Raw genomic sequence first — 17,778 nt, forward strand, 5'->3', positions numbered from 1 at the left:
GAGAGCCCTCTAATGAATGTTCATAAAGTACAATCACGGGGCAGCGCGGTCAACGCCTGACGCGGGGCGAACATCGACCCGTCGTCCCTACACCGACGGTCTCGCGTCGCGATCGCAGGCGACCGTGGCGGTCCAGCGTCTCGGACGACCAGAAAGCTGCTTAACCCGTGGAGCGTAGCGGCGACTAGACCCCCAACCCGCGCGTCCTTCAGGGCGATGCAGCCCCCGAAAGCGACACCCAGGATCAGAATGGAGTCGTCAGAAGTCCACGACACGGCTTCGCTCATGAGACCTCGATGGATCGGTGCCTGGTATTGGCTCCCGGTTTCAGTGCGCCGGGGCCAGGCGACGATCTCAGGCGGTCGAAGCCCCACGCGTTTGCGCGCTGGCGGCTCGACATTGAAGTTCCCGGATCCACGGCCGTGGGTTCGGAAGCAAAGACCAGGCTGGTTGTGTTTGCCGTGTCTCGACACGGCGCTCGTGTCGAGAACCTGGCTTCCAATGCCTGAGGAGGACGGTAGGCACCTGGCGACGAGTTGCGAAGCCAGATCGCAGACCTTGGGACGTCCTCTGGCACGCAGGCGCTTAGCCCTCAGGTGGAGTCGCCTCCGGGGGCGCCGCGGGCTTCACGAGCGCAAGCCTCGTTTCGTATGAGACCCGCTGCGATTTGTCGATTCGTTCGAGAACCTCGTGAGCCTTCATCGCACGGAATATGGCTGCGCGTGCGCCAAATGGCAGGACCTGGTTCAACCAGAGCATCCTCCCGATGCTCTTCGGCACAGGCACTTCGAACCTCGGGTGCTGAAGAGTCTCGACGATGCGATCAGCGACATCCTCTGGTTCAATCAGAGGCATCCCTCGCAGGCGTTCGATGCCCAGCGTCATGTCTGTCCTGCATTGGTGTGGCAGGATCACCGAAATATCGACTCCGGTGTCGCGCAACTCGAGGGCGACGGCCTCCGAGAAACCCAACACGCCGAATTTTGATGCCACGTACGGCGCGAGGCGGGCGCCAGCGAGGCGGCCGCCTGTAGAGGCCATGTTGATGATGTGACCGGTCCCTCGTGGCTTCATGCGTTGGACCGCTTCACGTGTCCCATGGATGACCGCGCCAAGATTGATCGCAAGAAGCCGGTCTGTCAATCGTTGGTCCGCGTCCTCGATCGCGCCGACGGTAAAGATGCCCGCGTTATTGATCAGGACGTCGAGGGGCCCAAGGCGATGTTCAACATCGTCCAGCCACGCGCTAAACGCCGCCGGATCGCTCACGTCAACGCCAACTCCGAACGCCTCACCACCGAGTTCGATGGCCACGTTCGCCGCCAACTCTGCGTCAAGGTCCGCAATCGCTATTCGAGCGTCCGCGACTGCAAGCGCTCGAGCGGTAGCAAGACCAATGCCTCGTGCGCCGCCGGTGATCGCAACGACCCGCCCCTCGATGGGGCGCTCGTGCAGATGCTGAATCATTCGATGAAACCCCTTACACGCATAGCGCATTTCCGATTCCGACTCGATTTGAGTTCTGCTTTGACTGCAGCAACCAGGCCAACCCCTCAGGTTCGTGACGTTGCTCCGCGGTCGCGGCATCGAGCGCCCATTTCGCGGATGACTAGAGGTCGGTCGGCATGCTCGGGTTGCGACGTGGCTTCCGCGGCTGGTTGGCGCGATCAACAGAGGCGAGGAAATCCAGAACGAGCGTGGCGAACTCGTCGGGGCGCTCGATCTGTGGCATGTGACCGACTCCCTCAATTAGATGACTCGACGCATGGGGAAGGAGCCGGCGTGCCTCTTCGAGCTGCCGTGCCGGCAGGATGCGGTCACGGTCGCCCCAGAGGACGAGCGTCGGTTTGCCTGCGGCAGCCACGCTGGTGGACAGCGCTTCGCGCCACTCGCGCCGCACTCCGCCGCGTAGCGTCGCCAACGCCTGCGCGGTCTCCCACACGACCTCGGCAGTGCCTGGCTGTCGTGCGATGGCGATCGCGTGCTCGACGCGCGAGGCCGTGGCGAGCTTCGGGTTCGCGAACAGCATGCGCTCGGCCATGCGAGCGCTTGACGTGGTCGTGTGGGTTGCCATGAACCGTCCCAGCACAGGGGCTGACAGGAGTCGCAGCGGCAGTGCGACCTCCTTGCCAAAGCCTGCGCTGCTCACGAGCACCAGACTTGCCACCCGTTCGGGGGCGAGCATTGTCAGCTGCTGTGCGACCGCTCCGCCGAGCGAGTTCCCCATGACGTGCAGTGGTCGCCCCTCACCCAGTTCGTCGAGGGTCGCGAGAACACCCCGTGCCAGGACCGGAAGGGAAGTCGGCGACGTGGACCGCTGTGTGAAACCTGAGCCCGGCAAGTCCATGGAGATGACTCGGTGGCTTCCTGACAGCCTCCAGAATTGGGGGGCCCAGTCCTCCAGGCTTCGGCCGATGCCGTGAAGGAGCACCACACGCGAGTTCGTCCGATCTCCGTCGACACGAACTCGCGTTCGTCGCCCGTCGACGTCGATGATGGCGGTCGAGTTGCTCATCGGGCGGTCGCGAAGGTCTTTGCCGTTGCCGACGTGAAGAACAGGGCCGGGTCCTCAATCGGATCCTTGCCAAGGAGTTGGCAGTCGGCCTTGTAGTCCTGGGCGACGACCCAAGGCCCCGCAGAACCCTGTTTGGGGAAGAGGTGCATGGCTCGGTTCACATAGCCAGTTCCCATGTCGATGTAAGGACGCCGGGTCATCGTGTGGTCGTCGATGACTGGGGTCGCCGTCGAGTAGCCGTGTCGATCCATGTGTGCCAGCAGGCGGCACGTCCATCGCGCGACGAGTTCCGCTTTCAGAGTCCAGGCCTGGTTCACGTAGCCCACAGTGAACGTGAAGTTGGGGATGTCGCTGACCATTACCGTCTTGTAGAACAGGTGGTCGGGCAGATTGACCTGCTCGCCGTCGACGCGCAGCGGAATCTTGCCGAACGGCACCATGTTCAGACCAGTAGCAGTGACGATGACGTCGGCCTCGAGCTCGTCACCAGATTCCAGCAGGATGCCGGACTTGGTGAATCTGACGATCCGATCGGTCACGACCGAGGCCTTCCCGGCCGTGATGGCCTTGAACATGTCTCCGTCGGCAACGATGCACATGCGCTGGTCCCACGGCGCATAATCGGGATTGAAGTGGGTGTCGACGTCGTAACCCTCGGGCAGTGCTTTGATGTTGACCCGGCGAACCAGCGCGCGCATCTGATTCGGGAATCTGCGACTCGCGTTGTAGAGGAGCGTCTGCTTCTTGATGTTGACGTAGCGAGTCACCCTGTGCGCAACAGCGTTCGGCAGCATGCGGCGCAGGAACAACGGCAGCGGGTCCTTTCGCGGTGCGGGCATGACATAGGACGGTGACCGCTGCAGCATCGTTACGTGCTCGGCGTTCTCGGCCATCGCGGGCACGAGAGTCACAGCGGTTGCCCCGCTGCCGATGACCACGACCTTCGTGCCGGCGTAGTCGAAATCAGTTGGCCAGTGTTGCGGATGAACGATTTCACCGCGGAACTGGTCTCGATCCTCGAACTTCGGCGAGTAGCCCTCATCCACGTCGTAGTAGCCGGCCGCCGACGACAGGAAGTTGCAGGTCAGCGTAAACCGCTTGCCGTCGCTGACGCGCTCGACCATGACATTCCATCTCGCGTTCTCCCTGGAGAAGTCGGCCGAGACGACCTTGTGACCGAGATGGATCTTCGGGCCGAGCTCGTTCTCGTCGATCGTCTCCTGCAGGTATTCCAGGATCTCGTCGGCGTCGGCGATCGCGTTGTCCTTGTCCCACGGCTTGAATCCGTATCCAAAGGCGTAAAGGTCTATGTCTGATCGAACACCCGGGTAGCGGAACAGATCCCACGTGCCACCGATGGCGTCGCGAGACTCAAGAATGGCGAAGGTCTTCCCCGGCTGCAGCGTTTGGAGGTGGTAGCCCATGCCGATACCGGTCAATCCGGCGCCGACGACGAGGACGTCGACGTGCCGCGGCAGTGCGGTGGCAGATGAGGATGCGGTCATGAGCGTTCGTCCTCTTGGCGGGTCCGGAGGGTTGGGGAGGTTCAAGCGTCAGTGCGGCATCACGAGTGAGACGATTTCGGGCACCTTCGAGATGTCTGGGACGTCGAGGAAATCGGCCGCCGCGAAAGACGGGTTGGGCCAGCTGTAGTAGCCCCGGCCCGCCTGAGCCCCCAGGAAGCCCCTGTCGAGCAAGTTCTTCTTGATGTACTCAGCGTTTGCCGTCATCTGAGCTTTGCCGTCTACGCCGCCCCAGTACGCAAGGATGTCGTGAGTGGTCTTCATGCCGACCTGGTCAAGCATCCCGAACGGCCCGATCGGGAAGCCGAACTTCATGAAGGAGCGGTCGACGTCTTCGTGGGTGCTGATGCCGTTAGTCACGAGCGTCTGCGCTGCATTGGAGAGGGCGACGGTCCAGGTGTTGACGACATATCCGTTCTGCTCCTTGCGCACGGGGATGGGCATCATCCCGATCTCGATCGCGAACTCCGTAATCTCGGTCAAGGTGTCGCGCGTCGTGCCCGCATGGGCCATGATCTTGGCGAAGTTCATGGCCCAGATTCCGTTACCGAAGTGCAGGGCGCAGAACTTCTCTGGCCGGCCGGTCGCCTCGGCGAAGGTGCTGGGGAGAAAGGTCGAGGAGTTCGAAGCGACCAGCGTCTTCTCCGGCAGGAGGCCGGCCATCTCCTCGTACACGGAAGTCTTCACTTCCGGGATCTCGGGGACGGCCTCGATGACCAGATCGGCGTGACCGACGGCTTCGGCAAGATCTGTGCTGTAGGTGAGCCTTGCGCGGGTCGCCGCGATGCCTGCGGCGCTGGCGCCCACGTCGGCGCGGTAGATCGCGGCGTACTGGTCGTGCATGTGGCGACAGTGGTCGAGTGCACCTTCCGCGATGTCGTAGACCGTCACAGTCTTGCCCTTGTAGGCACTATGCCAAGAGATCTGGCCGCCGAGGTCACCAGATCCAAGGAGAGTCACCTTGTTCAGTGGAGACAAGCTGCGCGGCTTCCTTCGTGAGTTGGGGGGTTGGCGCCGTCGGTGATTTTCGGCGAGGAACGTGCTTCCCAGAGCCATGTGCTCGCTGCAATCGCGGCCTTTGAGGGGTGCCGGCGGACACAACCTATGGCGACGCAGCTGTGTGACGCTCGTCGCGTCGTGCCAAACTTTCGACGGCGGGTTGTCGCCGCGCAACAAGCGGTGTCCGCTGCCCGGAGTCAAGATGAGTTGCACTCGGAACCGTTGTCTGCCGAGGTGTCGGACGCTACGCAAACGACCGAGTTTTCGGGTCGGGATGTGCGGATGGTGCAGACCGTTCGGAAGAGCGTGTTGGCCAGGGGCTCACACCAGAGCCGAAGCGGTCGAGCCCAAGGTAGAGGTGGCGACAATGAATAGAGCGATCGAAGGTGCGGAGCCGGAATGGCCACCGCTGCACGAGGCGACCGCCGAGCGGGTGTGGCGCGACGTCCTCCAGCCGATCGCTGGAGATCTCCGGCAATCTGCTGCAGGCGTGTCCGCCGACACGGTTTCGCTGGTGCGTGGCGAGGTCCCGGAACTGTTCGTTGATTCGCAGAGGGTGGCCGAAGCGATGTCGAGCACAGAGGAGAGCGTTCGGCTCTTTGCCCAGCTCTTGGAGGTCGGTGGGAACCCCGCACACAGCGATCTTCCGCCATCGACCCTTGCGATCATGCGGTCGGCGGTCTGGAGGCAGATGCCACTGTCGTGGCACTCACGCTTCTATCGACTCGCGCAGGAGCATGTATGGCGTTGGCTGCACAGCCGGATCCTTGAACAGACAGTGGAAGGTGCGCAGCGCGCTCTGGCGGTGGATCTTGCCACCATGATGCTCTTCCAGTTCATCGATCGCGCGATGACTCGCGCTGACGAGGCGTACGAGGTCGAGCGGGAGACCTGGTTGCAGGGCGCTGCGGCATCGCGGGCGGCGGCCATCGACGACGTCCTGGCCGATCGTGATCGAGATGTTCGCTCGCTGTCAGCGAGACTCAGGTATGACCTGACCCGTCACCACGTGGGCGTCATCGTGTGGTGGGATCACCCATCGCATGGGGCTGCTTCGCTGCCCGAGCTGAGCGAGGTTGTGGCAGAGGTTGCGCGAGCGAACGGCGCCGAGTCCAGCATCACCCATCCACTCGGCTCCTTGGCGGTGGCCGGCTGGTTCAGCAGCCGTCGCAACTTTGGACCTAACGTGGAGCTCGGTCTCGGGAAAAGGGGCGCCTCGCTGCTGCCTGAAGGAGTCAAGCTGGCGGCAGGAGAGCCGGCTGCCGGCATCGAAGGGTTCAGGCTCACGCACGCTCAAGCCGGGCATGCGCGCCGAGTGGCCGCGCTCCGGCCCCCGGACGCCGTTGGCGCCACGCGATATCGCGACGTTGCGGTGATCGCGTTGTGTGTCGCCGATCCGGAGCACGCGACGCGATTCGCCAGGCAGACGCTCGGCTCGCTGGGCGCCAATGACGAGACGACGTTCCGCCTGGCCATGACGTTGAACGTCTACCTCCGTGAGAACCGGAGCCGAACGAGAGCCGCAGCCGAACTGTCGGTTCATCCCAACACGGTGAACTACCGCGTGCGTCAGGCCGAGGAGCGTCTTGGCCGAAGCATCGACGAGAACTCGCTCGAACTGCGCCTTGCATTGACGATGCTCCCGGTGCTGAGGGGGCTCGACGCGACGGGGTCGGGCACCGGGTGAGGGACCAGACTCGTGACCTCATTGGCCGCTGACATGTGACGTGATCGGTCGCGTGCTCGACTGAGGAAGCTGCCAATCGACGTGCTCGCCGCGCTTGCTACTGGGCGACGTAACCGCCGTCCACGGTCAGCTCCGCGCCGGTCATGTAGCTGGCGGCGTCCGACAGCAGGAAGCGGACAACAGCCGCGATCTCGCTCGGGACTCCGTAGCGGCGCAAGGGAATGGAACCGGTATCGGCGACGGCATCGCTGCCAGAGCCCTCGATCATGGGGGTGAGGGTGTCCCCGGGAAACACCGCGTTTACGCGGATGTTGTGGCTGGCCAGCTCCAGCGCGGCGGCCTTGCTCATGCCGCGGACGGCGAACTTGCTCGCCGTGTACGCGAACGCTTCGCGGAAGCCGACCATGCCGGCAACGGATGAGATGTTCACGATCGATCCGCCACCGGCCGCCTCCATGAGCGGAGCAATCGCGCGCATGCCAAGGAAGACGCCGGTTTGGTTCACGGCCACGACCCGGTTGAACTCATCGACGCTAGTCTCACGCAAGCTGCGTTCGAGAAGAATGCCGGCGTTGTTCACGAGGCCGTCGACCCGGCCGAATCGTGCTTGCGCCACGTCGACCACCCGATCCCAGTCACCTTCTGTGGAGACATCCGCGTGGACGTAGACAGCCCGTCCGTCGGGCAGGCTGCGACAAAGGTCCGCCCCGAGGTCGTCCAGGACGTCGGTGAGCACGACGCGAGCGCCTGCTTCGATGCAAGTCTCTACGTGGGCGCGGCCCATTCCTCGTGCCGCACCGGTGATCACGACCACCCGATCGATGAGTGACAGGTTGGGCGGCACCTCAGGGGAATACGACATAGAACTTCCTCAGCTCCTCTGTGACATCCCACTCGCCGGTCCAGCCGAGGGGGAAGACCGCAACGTCGCCCGGGCCCAGCGCTACCGGCTCGCCACCGTCCTCGGTCACGACCACTCGTCCGGCGAGAACCAGGATCGCCTCGCTGTAGTCTTCGAAGTTCCAGTGAGATCGGCCAACGGAGGCCTGCCAGAAGCCGACGGAGGACTTGGCGCCGGCGGGCGCGAACAGCTCACTGGTGCGCGTGTGAATGTCTCCGCTGAGCGGCGTGGCCGTGGGTGGAAGCAGCAGGCCCGAGTCGGGAATGCCTTCGAAGACACCAGTCGAACTGGCGTGGATGGTCATGAGATCCTTTCGATAGCGGTAGCAGACGAGCGCGAGGCCCGCCCGTCAAACGGGCACCTTCGCGAGCGAATGCACGATGTCGTCTACTCGCTGTTTGGCATCGCCAAAGAGCATCGCGGAGTTCTCTCGGAAGAACAGCGGGTTCTGGACGCCGGCGTAACCCGACGCCATCGAGCGCTTGAACACGATGACGTTGTCGGCATGCCACACCGTAAGCACCGGCATGCCTGCAATCGGGCTCCCGGGGTCCTCCGCAGCGGCAGGGTTGACCGTGTCGTTGGCACCAATGACCAGAACGACCGAGGTGCCCTCGAAGTGGTCATTGACCTCGTCCAGGTCGAGCACGATGTCGTAGGGGACCTTGGCCTCAGCAAGAAGCACGTTCATGTGGCCTGGCAGGCGACCGGCAACCGGGTGGATACCGAACCGGACGTCGACCCCGCGGTCACGCAGGGTCCGAGTCAGTTCTGCGACACCGTACTGCGCTCGGGCGACAGCCATGCCGTAGCCGGGGGTGATGATCACCGAGGATGCGGAGCTGAGCAGTTCGGCCGCGCCTTCCGCAGTGATCTCGCGGTGCTCGCCGTGGTCGCTGTCGTCGGAAGCTCCGGCAGTGATGCCGAATCCGCCTGCGATGACGGAAAGGAACGACCGGTTCATGGCGCGGCACATGATGTAGGACAAGTAAGCGCCTGAGGAGCCGACGAGCGCACCGGTGATGATCAGCAGGTCATTCCCCAAAAGGAAGCCTGAGGCAGCCGCGGCCCACCCCGAGTAGCTGTTGAGCATGGACACCACGACGGGCATGTCGCCACCGCCGATGGACGCGACCAGGTGCCAGCCCATCAGGAGAGCGAGGATGGTCACGATGCTCAGGAGCCACAGCTGCGGGTCGATCACGAACCACACGGTCAGCGTCGCGGCCAGGACGAGCGCACTGACGTTGAGGAAGTTCTTGCCTAGGAGAATCAGTGGGCTGGACCTGATCCGGGCGCTCAGCTTGAGGTTCGCCACGATGGAGCCCGTAAACGTCACTGCACCTATGACGATTCCTACGAACAGCTCGGCCGAGTGGACCCCGAGCAGGCCCTGGGCCTGCAGTGCCAGCGCCTCCTGGCCCTGCGCATCATGCTCGACCAGGTAATAGCCGCTCCAGCCCACCAACACCGCAGCCAGACCGACGAACGAGTGCAGCAAGGCGATCAGTTCGGGCATGCCGGTCATCTCCACAACCCCGGCGCGCCACAGGCCGACCGCGGCACCGATCACCACCGCAACCAGCAGCACCACGCCCGCGCCGCCTGCGCCGCCCAGGTCGCCACCGACCGCGACCGCGATCGTGGCGGCCAGGGCCACCGCCATCCCCGCGATTCCGACGGAGTTGCCGAGCTTGGCCGACTCGTGCTTGGAGAGTCCAGCCAGTGCCAATATGAACAGCAGCGCAGCGACGAGGTACGCCGATGGCGCAGCCGTCTCTACAGAGAACATGGATCCACACCCCTTACGACCGCGAGAACATGGCCAGCATGCGGCGCGTTACCGCGAAGCCACCGAAGATGTTGATGCTGGCCAGCAGGATGGCCACGAACGACAGCACAGCGACCCCGCCGCCGCCGTGCTGATCGGCGTAGCCGAACTGCAGCAGGGCAGCGACGACGACGACCCCCGAGATCGCGTTGGTCACTGACATCAGCGGCGTGTGCAACGCGTGATGGACCTGTCCGATCACGTAGAAGCCGATCACGATCGCCAGTGCGAACACGGTCAGGTGCACCTGGAGCGGCGCCGGGCTGATCGCGACCAGCCCGAACAGGAGCGCAGCACCAGCGAACACCACGGCTAGACGACGACCGGGCGAGATTGGTGCATATGCCGCGGAGGGGGGCGACTCATCGGCTGCTGCGCCCGTACTCCCTTCAGCGGCAGCGGCATGAGCCGCCGAGACCTGCACCGGCGGCGGTGGCCACGTCAGCTCCGATCGTCCACCCACATGACGTACGACGGTGACGCACCGCTGCACCACGTCGTCGAAGTCCAAGACGAGCTCGCCGTCCTGCTGCGGAGTCATCAGCTTGAGCAGATTGACAAGGTTGGTGCCGTACAGCTGAGAGGCCTGAGCCGGGAGCCGGCCTGCTAGGTCGGTGTAGCCGATGATCGTGACTCCATTGCGCGTCACGATCACCTCGTCCGTCACCGTACCCTCAACATTGCCGCCGTTCTGCGCGGCCATATCGACGATCACACTGCCGGGCTTCATCGAAGCGACCATTTCCGCGGAGATGATGCGCGGCGCCGGACGGCCAGGGATCAGCGCGGTGGTGATGATGATGTCAACATCTCGGCATTGCTCGGCGTACAGCTCAGCCTCGCGCTTCTTGTAGTCCTCGCCCATTTCCTTGGCGTAGCCGGTTGTGGAGACCTCGACGTCTGGGGACTCGATGGATAGGTACTCCCCGCCAAGCGACTTGACCTGGTCGCCGACCTCCGGCCGCGGGTCGGTCGCCCGCACGATCGCCCCCAGTGAGCCGGCCGCACCGATCGCGGCTAGACCCGCCACACCTGCACCGACGACGAGCACTCTTGCCGGCGGCACCTTTCCCGCCGCTGTCACCTGCCCGGTGAAGAACCGGCCGAAGACGTTCGCCGCCTCGATGACGGCGCGGTAGCCGGCGATGTTCGCCATCGAGGACAGCACGTCCAACGACTGCGCCCGGCTGATCCGCGGAACCGCATCCATCGCCAACGCGGTCAGCGGGCGCTCGGCCAACTCATCCACCAGAGCCGCATCCAGGGCTGGTGACAAGATTGCGATCACGGTCGCCCCGGGCCGCAACCCATCCAGCTGCGTCGAGGTCGGCGCGTTCACCCCGAGCACGACATCGGCCGCCCTCAAGTCTCCCAAGGTCGCTCCTGCAGCCGAGTACGCGTCGTCGGAGAAGCTCGAGCCAGCTCCGGCACCAGGCTCGACCTCCACGTCGTACCCGAGTTTCAGCAGCTGCGAAACTGTAGCTGGCGTTGCTGCCACGCGTTTCTCACCTGGGCGCGCCTCGTTGAGGACACCGATCAACATCAGAAGTCTTCTCCGTGGTTTTGACGCTTACCGCGCTGACGATTCCGCTTCGAATCGTCAGGCCAGCGGCACCCACTCCTCGGGGAGCGTCTCCATGACGTAAAGGTTCGACGTCAGACCGCCGTCCACAACGAGGTTCGTGCCGGTGATCGCCGAAGCCTCGTCAGAAGCGAGGAAGGCCACAGCGGTGGCGATTTCCTCCGGCTCTACGAGCCGACGCAGCGGCACTCTTTGGAAGTCGTTCAGCATGTGATCCATCACTACCGGTGTCGATGTCTTCTGTGTCATGTCGGTGTTCACAAAGCCCGGTGCAACGCAGTTCACGCGGATGCCGAGCGGTGCGAGCTCCATGGTCATGGTCCTTGCCAGGCTCACCACCGCTGCCTTCGTTGCGGTGTAGGCAGAGACCGGCCCGTCGGCTCCGAGCGCATCGATCGACGAGATGTGCACGATCGAACCCTGCCCGGCGCTGATCATCTCCTTGGCCACGGCCTGCGAGAGCAGGAAAGTGCCCGTCACATTGATGTCAAAGGTCTTGCGGAACGTCTCGGGGCTGATCTCGAGGAACGGCGGCTCCTCAAAGACTGCGGCGTTGTTGACGAGAATGTCGATCGTCTCCCAGCGTCCCTTGGCCTCGCGCACGACGATCTCGACATCGGACTCCGACGAGATGTCCGCTGCAACCGCCCAGGCCTTGCCTCCTGCTTCGGCAATCGACTCGACGGTCTCGGCGAGCGGAGCCATTGATCGCCCGACGACGAGCACCTCAGCGCCTTCCTGCGCCAGTCTGAGGGCGATCGACTCGCCGATGCCGCGGCCGGCGCCGGTCACGATCGCACTCTTGCCTTCCAACCTCGGGTAGATGCGCTTGGTCACGAATTGGTCCTTTCTGGGGCGGCGAATGCCAGTTGGAGTTGGACGGCTACGGCACGAGGCGTAGCGGCAGGCTCTTGAAGTGCCGTGAGAAGTCGGTGTTCTCCATGATCACCTCATCGGCCGGCTCGATCCGGCGGAATCGAGAGGCGACCACTTCGAACACGGTCAGAGCCTCTGCCCGGGAGATGACCTGGCCAGCGCACGAGTGCAGTCCGAGTCCGAACGACAGGTTGCGGCTTTCACCCGTTGGGCGGTTGTAGTCGAACACCTGTGGGTTCTGGAACACCTCGGGATCGCGGTTTGCCGCGCCGATCATGAACCGAATCGTCGACCCCGCGGGGATTTCCACGCCGCGAATTGTGAGGTCCTCGGTCGTAGTGCGATAGAAGGAGAGTTCGGGAGGGTCGAAACGAACAACCTCGTTGACGATCTGCTCGCGCAGGTCCTCCCGGTTCCGGAAGGCTTGGTAGACGTCGGGTCGCTGCGCGAAGACGCACAAGCCCGAGGCGATCGTGTATCCCACGTCCATGTGCCCGAGGCCGTAGAACATCGCGATCGTCGCGAGTGCCTCCTGAGGACTGAGCTCACCCCTTCCGGACGCGGCGAGCAGTTCGTCTGCCAACCCGTCGCCGGGCGCCGACCGTTTGGCGTCGAGGAAGCTTTCCATGCGCCCGAGGAGAAACTCGAAGGCGGTCTCGGCCAGTTCCAGCTCGCCGGGCCTGGGATGGACGCGGAGCATCAGCATGGCCTGCTCCATTGCCTTCTTCACCGCCTCGGCGTCGCCGTCCGGCAACTGAAGCACCCGGCACATCGTCCGGTGCGTCGGGATGACAGAGAGCTCATGCCACCCGTCAACCGTGTCGCCCGCGAGTCCATCGAGTACCTCGCTGGTGACAGCCGCCGTGGTGGTCACCCAGTCCCGGACGACCTTCGGCGTGAACCAACGATTCGTGAGCCGCCTCAGTCTTGTGTGGTCAGGTTGGTCACGTCCGATGATCGTGTCACCCGCAATCGCCCACGGTCCGGCTTGGTCCCACCCAGGCTCGACCGACATGGCGGGGTGCTTTCCGAACTCGAAGACGTCGTCATACCTGGTGACGACGTACATCCCGGACGGATCGCGGAAGACCGGGGCATCTCGTTGGACGCGAGCGAACCACGGGTAAGGATCCTGGAGAAAGTCAGGGTCGTCCCAGGGCAGGTACTCCCCCGGCCGCATGCTCTCGGGCGGAACTGAAGGGACGAAGGTCTCGGGCATTGGGTGATCCGTCACCTTTCAGGTGGAGGCCGCGTTGTTCGCGAGTCTAATTAACGTTCAGTTATCGGTCGGTGTCAAGACCTCGAGCTTGCCCCATCGACCCCACCGAGCGTTTAGGGCGTCCGCTCAGACCACGGTATGCCCACGCAACACCCTTGCTCCACCTGCGAAAATCGTTGGGCTTTTGCTTGATGAACGTTAAGGTGGCCATGCCGGCGCGTTCGTGAGTTGCAGCGACGACCACGTCGAGCCATTAAGGGCCGTCACGTTTTCGGCCGCCAGATGATCCGAGAGGACGCGCATGGCAACCAGTCGAACCAACGGCGCAACTGGGGCGCGGGGCAAGCGCAACGGCGCAGCTCGCGACGTCGTGGGCAAAGAGCGCGTCATGCAGGAAGCTCTCCGCATGTTCCTGCAGCGCGGGTACCCAGGGACGAGCATGAAAGCCCTGGCACAGGAACTGGGAGTCTCCGCGCCAGCGCTGTACTGGTACTTCCCTTCCAAGGAGGATCTATTCGTCAGCGTGATCGAGACGGCGATGAACGACTTCGTCGCCCATGTCAGGAGGTCGATCACCGAGACGGATCCTGTACTCAAACTCGGTCAGCTGGTCCGCGCGCACGTCACGTGGCAGCTCCAACAATCGGACGCCGCGCGCGCTTTCGACCTCACCATGAGCGTGCGATCGCTGGCCAATGACATCCCCCAAGAGCGCCTCGCCCCGATCGTGGAGATGGAGCGCGAATACGTCTTGGAGTTCCGGACTGTTCTCGAGGAGGGCCACAAGAGGGGCTCGATGGTCATCGACGACGTCAAGACGACCGCGTTCGCGATCATCACCCTCTGCGAGTACGTGCACACCTGGTTCAACCCGCAGGGCGATATGACCGTGGCCGCAGTCGCCAACCGATACGAAGGATTGGTGCGCAGCATGGTCGGCGTGACTGCCTCGAGCCGTCCAACAGACATTGGCTCTAGCTCGACGTCGTGAGGTGAGCGGCGACGGCCCGCCGATCCACCTTCCCGCTCGCAGTTCTTGGCAGTGGGTTGACCACGGCAATGCGTTCGGGGACCGCATAGTCAGGAAGACAAGCACGCAACGCCTCGCGAGCAACGGTCTCGTCGAACGTCGTACCGGGGCGCTCTTCCACGGCCGCCCAAACCCTGTACTGAAGGATCGGGTCAGGTACGCCGAACACACAGCTGAGTCCCACTGGGCCGAGTGTTGCCAGTAGCCCCTCGACGTGCGACGGGAGCACCTTCTCGCCACCACGGTTGATGACGTCGTCGACCCGGCCCTCGATGTAGTAGAGGCCGTCCTCCTCGCGAGCAAGATCACCGGTGCGCAACCAGCCATCGTGGATCTTCTGGTCCGTGAGCTCGGGTTGGTGCCAGTAGCCCTGCATCATCGTTGGGCCTTGGCACCACAGCTCCCCAACTTCACCGGGCTCGACATCGCGCAGGTCTTCACCGACGATCCGTACGGTGGTCCCCGGCACGGGGAAGCCGACCGACTCGCCATGCTCGCGAGCGAACTCAGGTAGCAAGAACGAGATGGCCGATCCGTACTCGGTCAGCCCGTAGCCGTGGAAGAGCTGAAGGTGTGGCCAGTTTGCCAACAACTCCTCGATCCAGGCCGCCGGCATCGGAGAACCGCCGTAGAGCAGTGTGCGCAGTGGCTCCAACGCCTTCCTGGCACCGTCGGCGACCGAGATGAGCCGGATGATGCTGGGAACGGCTGCCAGATACGTCACGGGACGTGCTGCGAGTGCGGCGACAGCATCGGCGGTGTGGAACTTGGGGAGCAGGTCGGTGCGCCCGCCCAACAGCAGCATGTGGCCGAACTGATCCACGAACCCGGTGTTGTGGAACATCGGAACGACGACCAATGTGGAGTCGTCTCGGGTGGTTCGCAGGACGCGGACGAACGCCCACGACGCCTCGCTGAGCGCCCGTTGCGTCAGCGTCGCCCCCTTGGGCTTGCCGGTCGTTCCGGACGTGAAACTGATGAGTGCTGGCACATCTGGAGCCGGGAACACGAGCCCACCGGCTTGGGCGAGTTGATTGCCGTCAGCGAGGAGTCTGAGCCGGCCGCGGTCCACCTCGGCGACCGTCTTCGCGTGGGCCTCGTCCGAGAGGACGAGGGCGGCGTCGAGCAGTGCCACCTGGTCTGCGAACTGCCGCGGATTGAGCCGGTTGTTCGCCGGAGCGATCACCGCCCCGAGCGCCAGCACAGCCAGGTAGTGCACCACCCAGGCGAGACTGTTGTGGCCCACGATCACCACGCGGGCCCCCGGCTTGACCCCTTCGCTCTCCAACCATGCAGCACATCGGAGAACACGGTCGGACAACTGCGCGTACGTGAGCTCCTCCGAGCCGACGGTGAGCGCCAAGGCTTCCGGTGTGTTCTCCGCCCAATGGCTGAGAGCCGCCGTCAACGTCGGGAAGGGCAGCGGGCGGTCATCGAGATGCTGCTTCACGCTTGTCTGCTCCTCCTGGGTGTGTGACTTCAAGGTCGTTGCGGCGCGTTCACACGGTCAGGACCGACCGGCCGATGGAAGAGCGGGCGGCCAGCTCCTCCAGCGTGGCACCGTAGTCATGCAGCGCGCCACCTTCGCGGACCAGGGGTGAAATGTGGCCGGCCTCGGCGAGGTCCATGATCTCGTCCCACGCCTTGCGGCTCAGGCCGTGGTCCCACAGGTAGGCCGACTCCACGCCGCGTACGTCAGTGTTGGTGAGCAGCAGCCTGTTCACCTTGACCATGGGGATGTCCCCGGAAGCGAACCCGACAGCCATGACGCGGCCGAACGGGGCCAGGGACCGCAGGGCATTGGTCATGTCGCCTCCGACGACATCGATGACGATGTCCACACCCCGGCCGCCAGTCAGCTCGCGGACCGCGTGAGGGACGTCGTCGCGCAGCACGGCGTGATGAGCACCAGCCTGCAACGCCACGGCCGCCCGGTCATCGGTGGAGACGACAGCGATCACGTGGGCACCGAGACCCGCCGCGATCTGGACGCTGGCGAGGCCGACTCCCCCGGAAGCGCCGAGCACCATCACCCAGTCACCAGCATGGAGGTTGCCACGGGTGACAAGAGCGAAGTGAGACGTCAGATAGTTCATCGGCAGAGCTGCCGCGTCGACGAACGACAGGCCCTCCGGCAGCGGATACAGCCTGTCATCAGGCACGGAGAGGACCTCGGCAGCAGCTCCGAAGCTGAGGCAGCCTGCGACCCGGTCGCCCGGCGCAAACTCCGAGCCCTCGGATGACTCGATGACGACGCCGGCGAAGTCCGAGCCGGGGCTGAACGGCAGCTCTGGCTTGATCTGGTACAGGCCCTGGGAGAGCAGAAGATCCGGGAAGGCGGGTGCCACCGCGCGTACCTCCACGAGGGTCTCCCCCGGCCTCCGTTCCGGTGTCCTCACCTCCAGAACCTCGAGACTGGCGGGGCCTCGGAGATCTGTCACCTGCACAGCCCGCATGGTGGTGTCCATGGCTTCGTCCTTGTCGTCTTGATACGGGTTGGCCCAGGGGCTGGGCCCGTCGCAGACTGCGACGGGCCCTCCCCCGTCGGTCGCGGTCAAGCAGTGACCGGGACGGACCTTCGTTCCGGAAGGCCGAGCATGGTGCGGTACTCCTCAGGGGTTGCAACCGGACGGCCCACGACCTGGGAGATGAGCTGGCCCATCTGGAGCGCCTGCAGGTTGCTCTGGACCCGGTCCTCGCGGTGCGGCCAGAGCCAGTAGGTGTCCTCCATCCCGACACGGATGTGCAGGCCCATGAGGGCCGCCAGCGCCGCAACGTGCGTCGACGCCCGGCCTGCAGCGCACACCATGATGAAGGCGTCGGGGTCTATGTCCTTGATCGCAGCAACCGTGCGGGTCAGGCTCTCGATCATCTGGCGGGGGTTCTCCATCGGACTGCAGCCCGGCAGAGCCGGGAGGACCAGCCACACTGCCGGCGTCTGGATCAGACCACTCTTGATGAGGAACCGATCAGCGTTGGAAACGTCCGCGTCCGTGTAGACCGCAATCTCTGGGACTGATCCGGCCTCGTTGATCAGCCGCACCTTTTCGATCATGATGGGTGCCGGCTTCACGAAGAGCGAGTCACCGATGTAGGTGGCAGTCGTGTTGATTGGTGCCGCATCGAGGATCCCTGCCTGAAGGACCTGCTTCATCAGCTCCCACTCGCCGTCGAGGGCAGGCACCAGGCAGCCGTCGATCGCCAGCGAAGGGAACTCCTCGCGCAGCGGATCAATCACGGCCCGAAAACGCTCTGGGGAAAGGACGTTGTAGCCGTCGTCGTCACGCACGTGCAGGTGCACGGTGGAGGCACCCGCTCGGGCCACCTCGCGCGCCGAATCAAGGATCTCGTTCGGCGTCAACGGCTGGTTCGGGTTCTGGTCGTGCTTGAAGAACGCGCCGGTGATCGCGACCGAGACGGCCAGCTTCTCCGGCACGTCCCAGGGGGTGGAGATGGGCGCATCGTGGAACGACGAGTTCTCCAGGTCCAGCACGGTCGGTAGCCCGTACGGCCGCCAGATCATCTTCTCCCGCTCACGCGCGACGCCCGATGTCACGCGATCCCAATCAACGTTGGCCATGTTCATATTCCTTTCGGTCAAAGCAACAGCACGCC

15 protein-coding genes are annotated in these 17,778 nt (G+C 64.2%); 2 read left to right on the forward strand and 13 right to left on the reverse strand.

All coding sequences use genetic code 11. The features are described from left to right. Nucleotides 1-585: 585 nt before the first annotated feature. From EFL26_RS21825 to EFL26_RS21840, 4 genes are all read right to left on the reverse strand, one after another. A complete protein-coding gene (locus EFL26_RS21825) occupies nucleotides 586-1,467 on the reverse strand; it encodes an SDR family oxidoreductase (RefSeq protein ID WP_183408323.1) in 882 nt (293 codons plus the stop codon). 142 nt (nucleotides 1,468-1,609) lie between these two features. Next, complete coding sequence (locus tag EFL26_RS21830) at nucleotides 1,610-2,515, reverse strand: alpha/beta fold hydrolase (RefSeq protein ID WP_123225026.1); 906 nt, start codon at nucleotides 2,513-2,515, stop codon at nucleotides 1,610-1,612. Further along, complete coding sequence (locus EFL26_RS21835) at nucleotides 2,512-4,020, reverse strand: flavin-containing monooxygenase (protein ID WP_123225027.1); 1,509 nt, start codon at nucleotides 4,018-4,020, stop codon at nucleotides 2,512-2,514. The genes EFL26_RS21830 and EFL26_RS21835 overlap by 4 nt, the downstream gene beginning before the upstream one ends. 48 nt (nucleotides 4,021-4,068) lie before the next feature. After that, nucleotides 4,069-5,094 carry a 3-hydroxyacyl-CoA dehydrogenase gene (locus EFL26_RS21840; protein ID WP_123225028.1) on the reverse strand — a complete coding sequence of 342 codons (1,026 nt, stop codon included), beginning with the start codon at nucleotides 5,092-5,094 and terminating at the stop codon, nucleotides 4,069-4,071. A gap of 310 nt (nucleotides 5,095-5,404) precedes the next feature. Here EFL26_RS21840 and EFL26_RS21845 point away from each other — a divergent pair, with 310 nt between their 5' ends. Beyond that, nucleotides 5,405-6,724: a PucR family transcriptional regulator gene (locus EFL26_RS21845; RefSeq protein WP_123225029.1), complete on the forward strand. Its 1,320-nt coding sequence runs from the start codon at nucleotides 5,405-5,407 to the stop codon at nucleotides 6,722-6,724. Between the two features lie 97 nt (nucleotides 6,725-6,821). Here EFL26_RS21845 and EFL26_RS21850 read toward each other — a convergent pair whose 3' ends face one another. The 6 genes from EFL26_RS21850 to EFL26_RS21875 are packed head-to-tail and all read right to left on the reverse strand — an operon-like array spanning nucleotide 6,822 to nucleotide 13,133. Next, entirely contained in the window at nucleotides 6,822-7,568 is a 747-nt protein-coding gene (locus EFL26_RS21850; RefSeq protein ID WP_221177099.1) for a glucose 1-dehydrogenase, read from the reverse strand. Nucleotide 7,569: 1 nt separating this feature from the next. Further along, nucleotides 7,570-7,929, reverse strand: coding sequence for a cupin domain-containing protein (locus EFL26_RS21855; RefSeq protein WP_123225031.1), 360 nt, complete (start codon nucleotides 7,927-7,929; stop codon nucleotides 7,570-7,572). A gap of 45 nt (nucleotides 7,930-7,974) precedes the next feature. Next, nucleotides 7,975-9,417 carry a Re/Si-specific NAD(P)(+) transhydrogenase subunit beta gene (pntB, locus tag EFL26_RS21860; protein WP_123225032.1) on the reverse strand — a complete coding sequence of 481 codons (1,443 nt, stop codon included), beginning with the start codon at nucleotides 9,415-9,417 and terminating at the stop codon, nucleotides 7,975-7,977. A gap of 13 nt (nucleotides 9,418-9,430) precedes the next feature. After that, nucleotides 9,431-10,999, reverse strand: a complete 1,569-nt coding sequence (locus EFL26_RS21865) for a Re/Si-specific NAD(P)(+) transhydrogenase subunit alpha (protein WP_123225033.1) — start codon at nucleotides 10,997-10,999, stop codon at nucleotides 9,431-9,433. A 57-nt stretch (nucleotides 11,000-11,056) separates the two neighbouring features. Next, entirely contained in the window at nucleotides 11,057-11,875 is an 819-nt protein-coding gene (locus EFL26_RS21870; protein WP_221177100.1) for an SDR family NAD(P)-dependent oxidoreductase, read from the reverse strand. A 46-nt stretch (nucleotides 11,876-11,921) separates the two neighbouring features. Beyond that, nucleotides 11,922-13,133: a cytochrome P450 gene (locus tag EFL26_RS21875; protein ID WP_123225034.1), complete on the reverse strand. Its 1,212-nt coding sequence runs from the start codon at nucleotides 13,131-13,133 to the stop codon at nucleotides 11,922-11,924. Nucleotides 13,134-13,434: 301 nt separating this feature from the next. Between EFL26_RS21875 and EFL26_RS21880 the strand changes: the two genes are divergently transcribed. Continuing rightward, the gene (locus EFL26_RS21880) at nucleotides 13,435-14,124 is read left to right on the forward strand and encodes a TetR/AcrR family transcriptional regulator (RefSeq protein WP_123225035.1); all 690 of its coding nucleotides are present in this window, start codon (nucleotides 13,435-13,437) and stop codon (nucleotides 14,122-14,124) included. On the opposite strand, the gene EFL26_RS21885 is transcribed toward EFL26_RS21880, so the two are convergent. From EFL26_RS21885 to EFL26_RS21895, 3 genes are all read right to left on the reverse strand, one after another. Then, a complete protein-coding gene (locus EFL26_RS21885) occupies nucleotides 14,108-15,613 on the reverse strand; it encodes a class I adenylate-forming enzyme family protein (RefSeq protein WP_183408325.1) in 1,506 nt (501 codons plus the stop codon). The genes EFL26_RS21880 and EFL26_RS21885 overlap by 17 nt on opposite strands. Before the next feature lie 49 nt (nucleotides 15,614-15,662). Next, complete coding sequence (locus EFL26_RS21890) at nucleotides 15,663-16,631, reverse strand: NADPH:quinone oxidoreductase family protein (protein WP_246000322.1); 969 nt, start codon at nucleotides 16,629-16,631, stop codon at nucleotides 15,663-15,665. A gap of 86 nt (nucleotides 16,632-16,717) precedes the next feature. Next, nucleotides 16,718-17,743 carry a beta-keto acid cleavage family enzyme gene (locus EFL26_RS21895; protein WP_123225037.1) on the reverse strand — a complete coding sequence of 342 codons (1,026 nt, stop codon included), beginning with the start codon at nucleotides 17,741-17,743 and terminating at the stop codon, nucleotides 16,718-16,720. Between the last annotated feature and the right edge of the window lie 35 nt (nucleotides 17,744-17,778).

Origin of the sequence: Nocardioides pocheonensis, from assembly GCF_003725535.1 — a bacterium.
GTDB lineage: Bacteria > Actinomycetota > Actinomycetes > Propionibacteriales > Nocardioidaceae > Marmoricola > Marmoricola pocheonensis.

Excerpts from the sequence above, each read along its gene's own strand:
- EFL26_RS21825 (WP_183408323.1), bottom strand. The coding sequence starts at position 1,467 with ATGATTCAGCATCTGCACGAGCGCCCCATCGAGGGGCGGGTCGTTGCG.
- EFL26_RS21830 (WP_123225026.1), bottom strand. The coding sequence starts at position 2,515 with ATGAGCAACTCGACCGCCATCATCGACGTCGACGGGCGACGAACGCGA.
- EFL26_RS21835 (WP_123225027.1), bottom strand. The coding sequence starts at position 4,020 with ATGACCGCATCCTCATCTGCCACCGCACTGCCGCGGCACGTCGACGTC.
- EFL26_RS21840 (WP_123225028.1), bottom strand. The coding sequence starts at position 5,094 with ATGGCTCTGGGAAGCACGTTCCTCGCCGAAAATCACCGACGGCGCCAA.
- EFL26_RS21845 (WP_123225029.1), top strand. The coding sequence starts at position 5,405 with ATGAATAGAGCGATCGAAGGTGCGGAGCCGGAATGGCCACCGCTGCAC.
- EFL26_RS21855 (WP_123225031.1), bottom strand. The coding sequence starts at position 7,929 with ATGACCATCCACGCCAGTTCGACTGGTGTCTTCGAAGGCATTCCCGAC.
- pntB (WP_123225032.1), bottom strand. The coding sequence starts at position 9,417 with ATGTTCTCTGTAGAGACGGCTGCGCCATCGGCGTACCTCGTCGCTGCG.
- EFL26_RS21865 (WP_123225033.1), bottom strand. The coding sequence starts at position 10,999 with ATGTTGATCGGTGTCCTCAACGAGGCGCGCCCAGGTGAGAAACGCGTG.
- EFL26_RS21875 (WP_123225034.1), bottom strand. The coding sequence starts at position 13,133 with ATGCCCGAGACCTTCGTCCCTTCAGTTCCGCCCGAGAGCATGCGGCCG.
- EFL26_RS21880 (WP_123225035.1), top strand. The coding sequence starts at position 13,435 with ATGGCAACCAGTCGAACCAACGGCGCAACTGGGGCGCGGGGCAAGCGC.
- EFL26_RS21890 (WP_246000322.1), bottom strand. The coding sequence starts at position 16,631 with ATGGACACCACCATGCGGGCTGTGCAGGTGACAGATCTCCGAGGCCCC.
- EFL26_RS21895 (WP_123225037.1), bottom strand. The coding sequence starts at position 17,743 with ATGGCCAACGTTGATTGGGATCGCGTGACATCGGGCGTCGCGCGTGAG.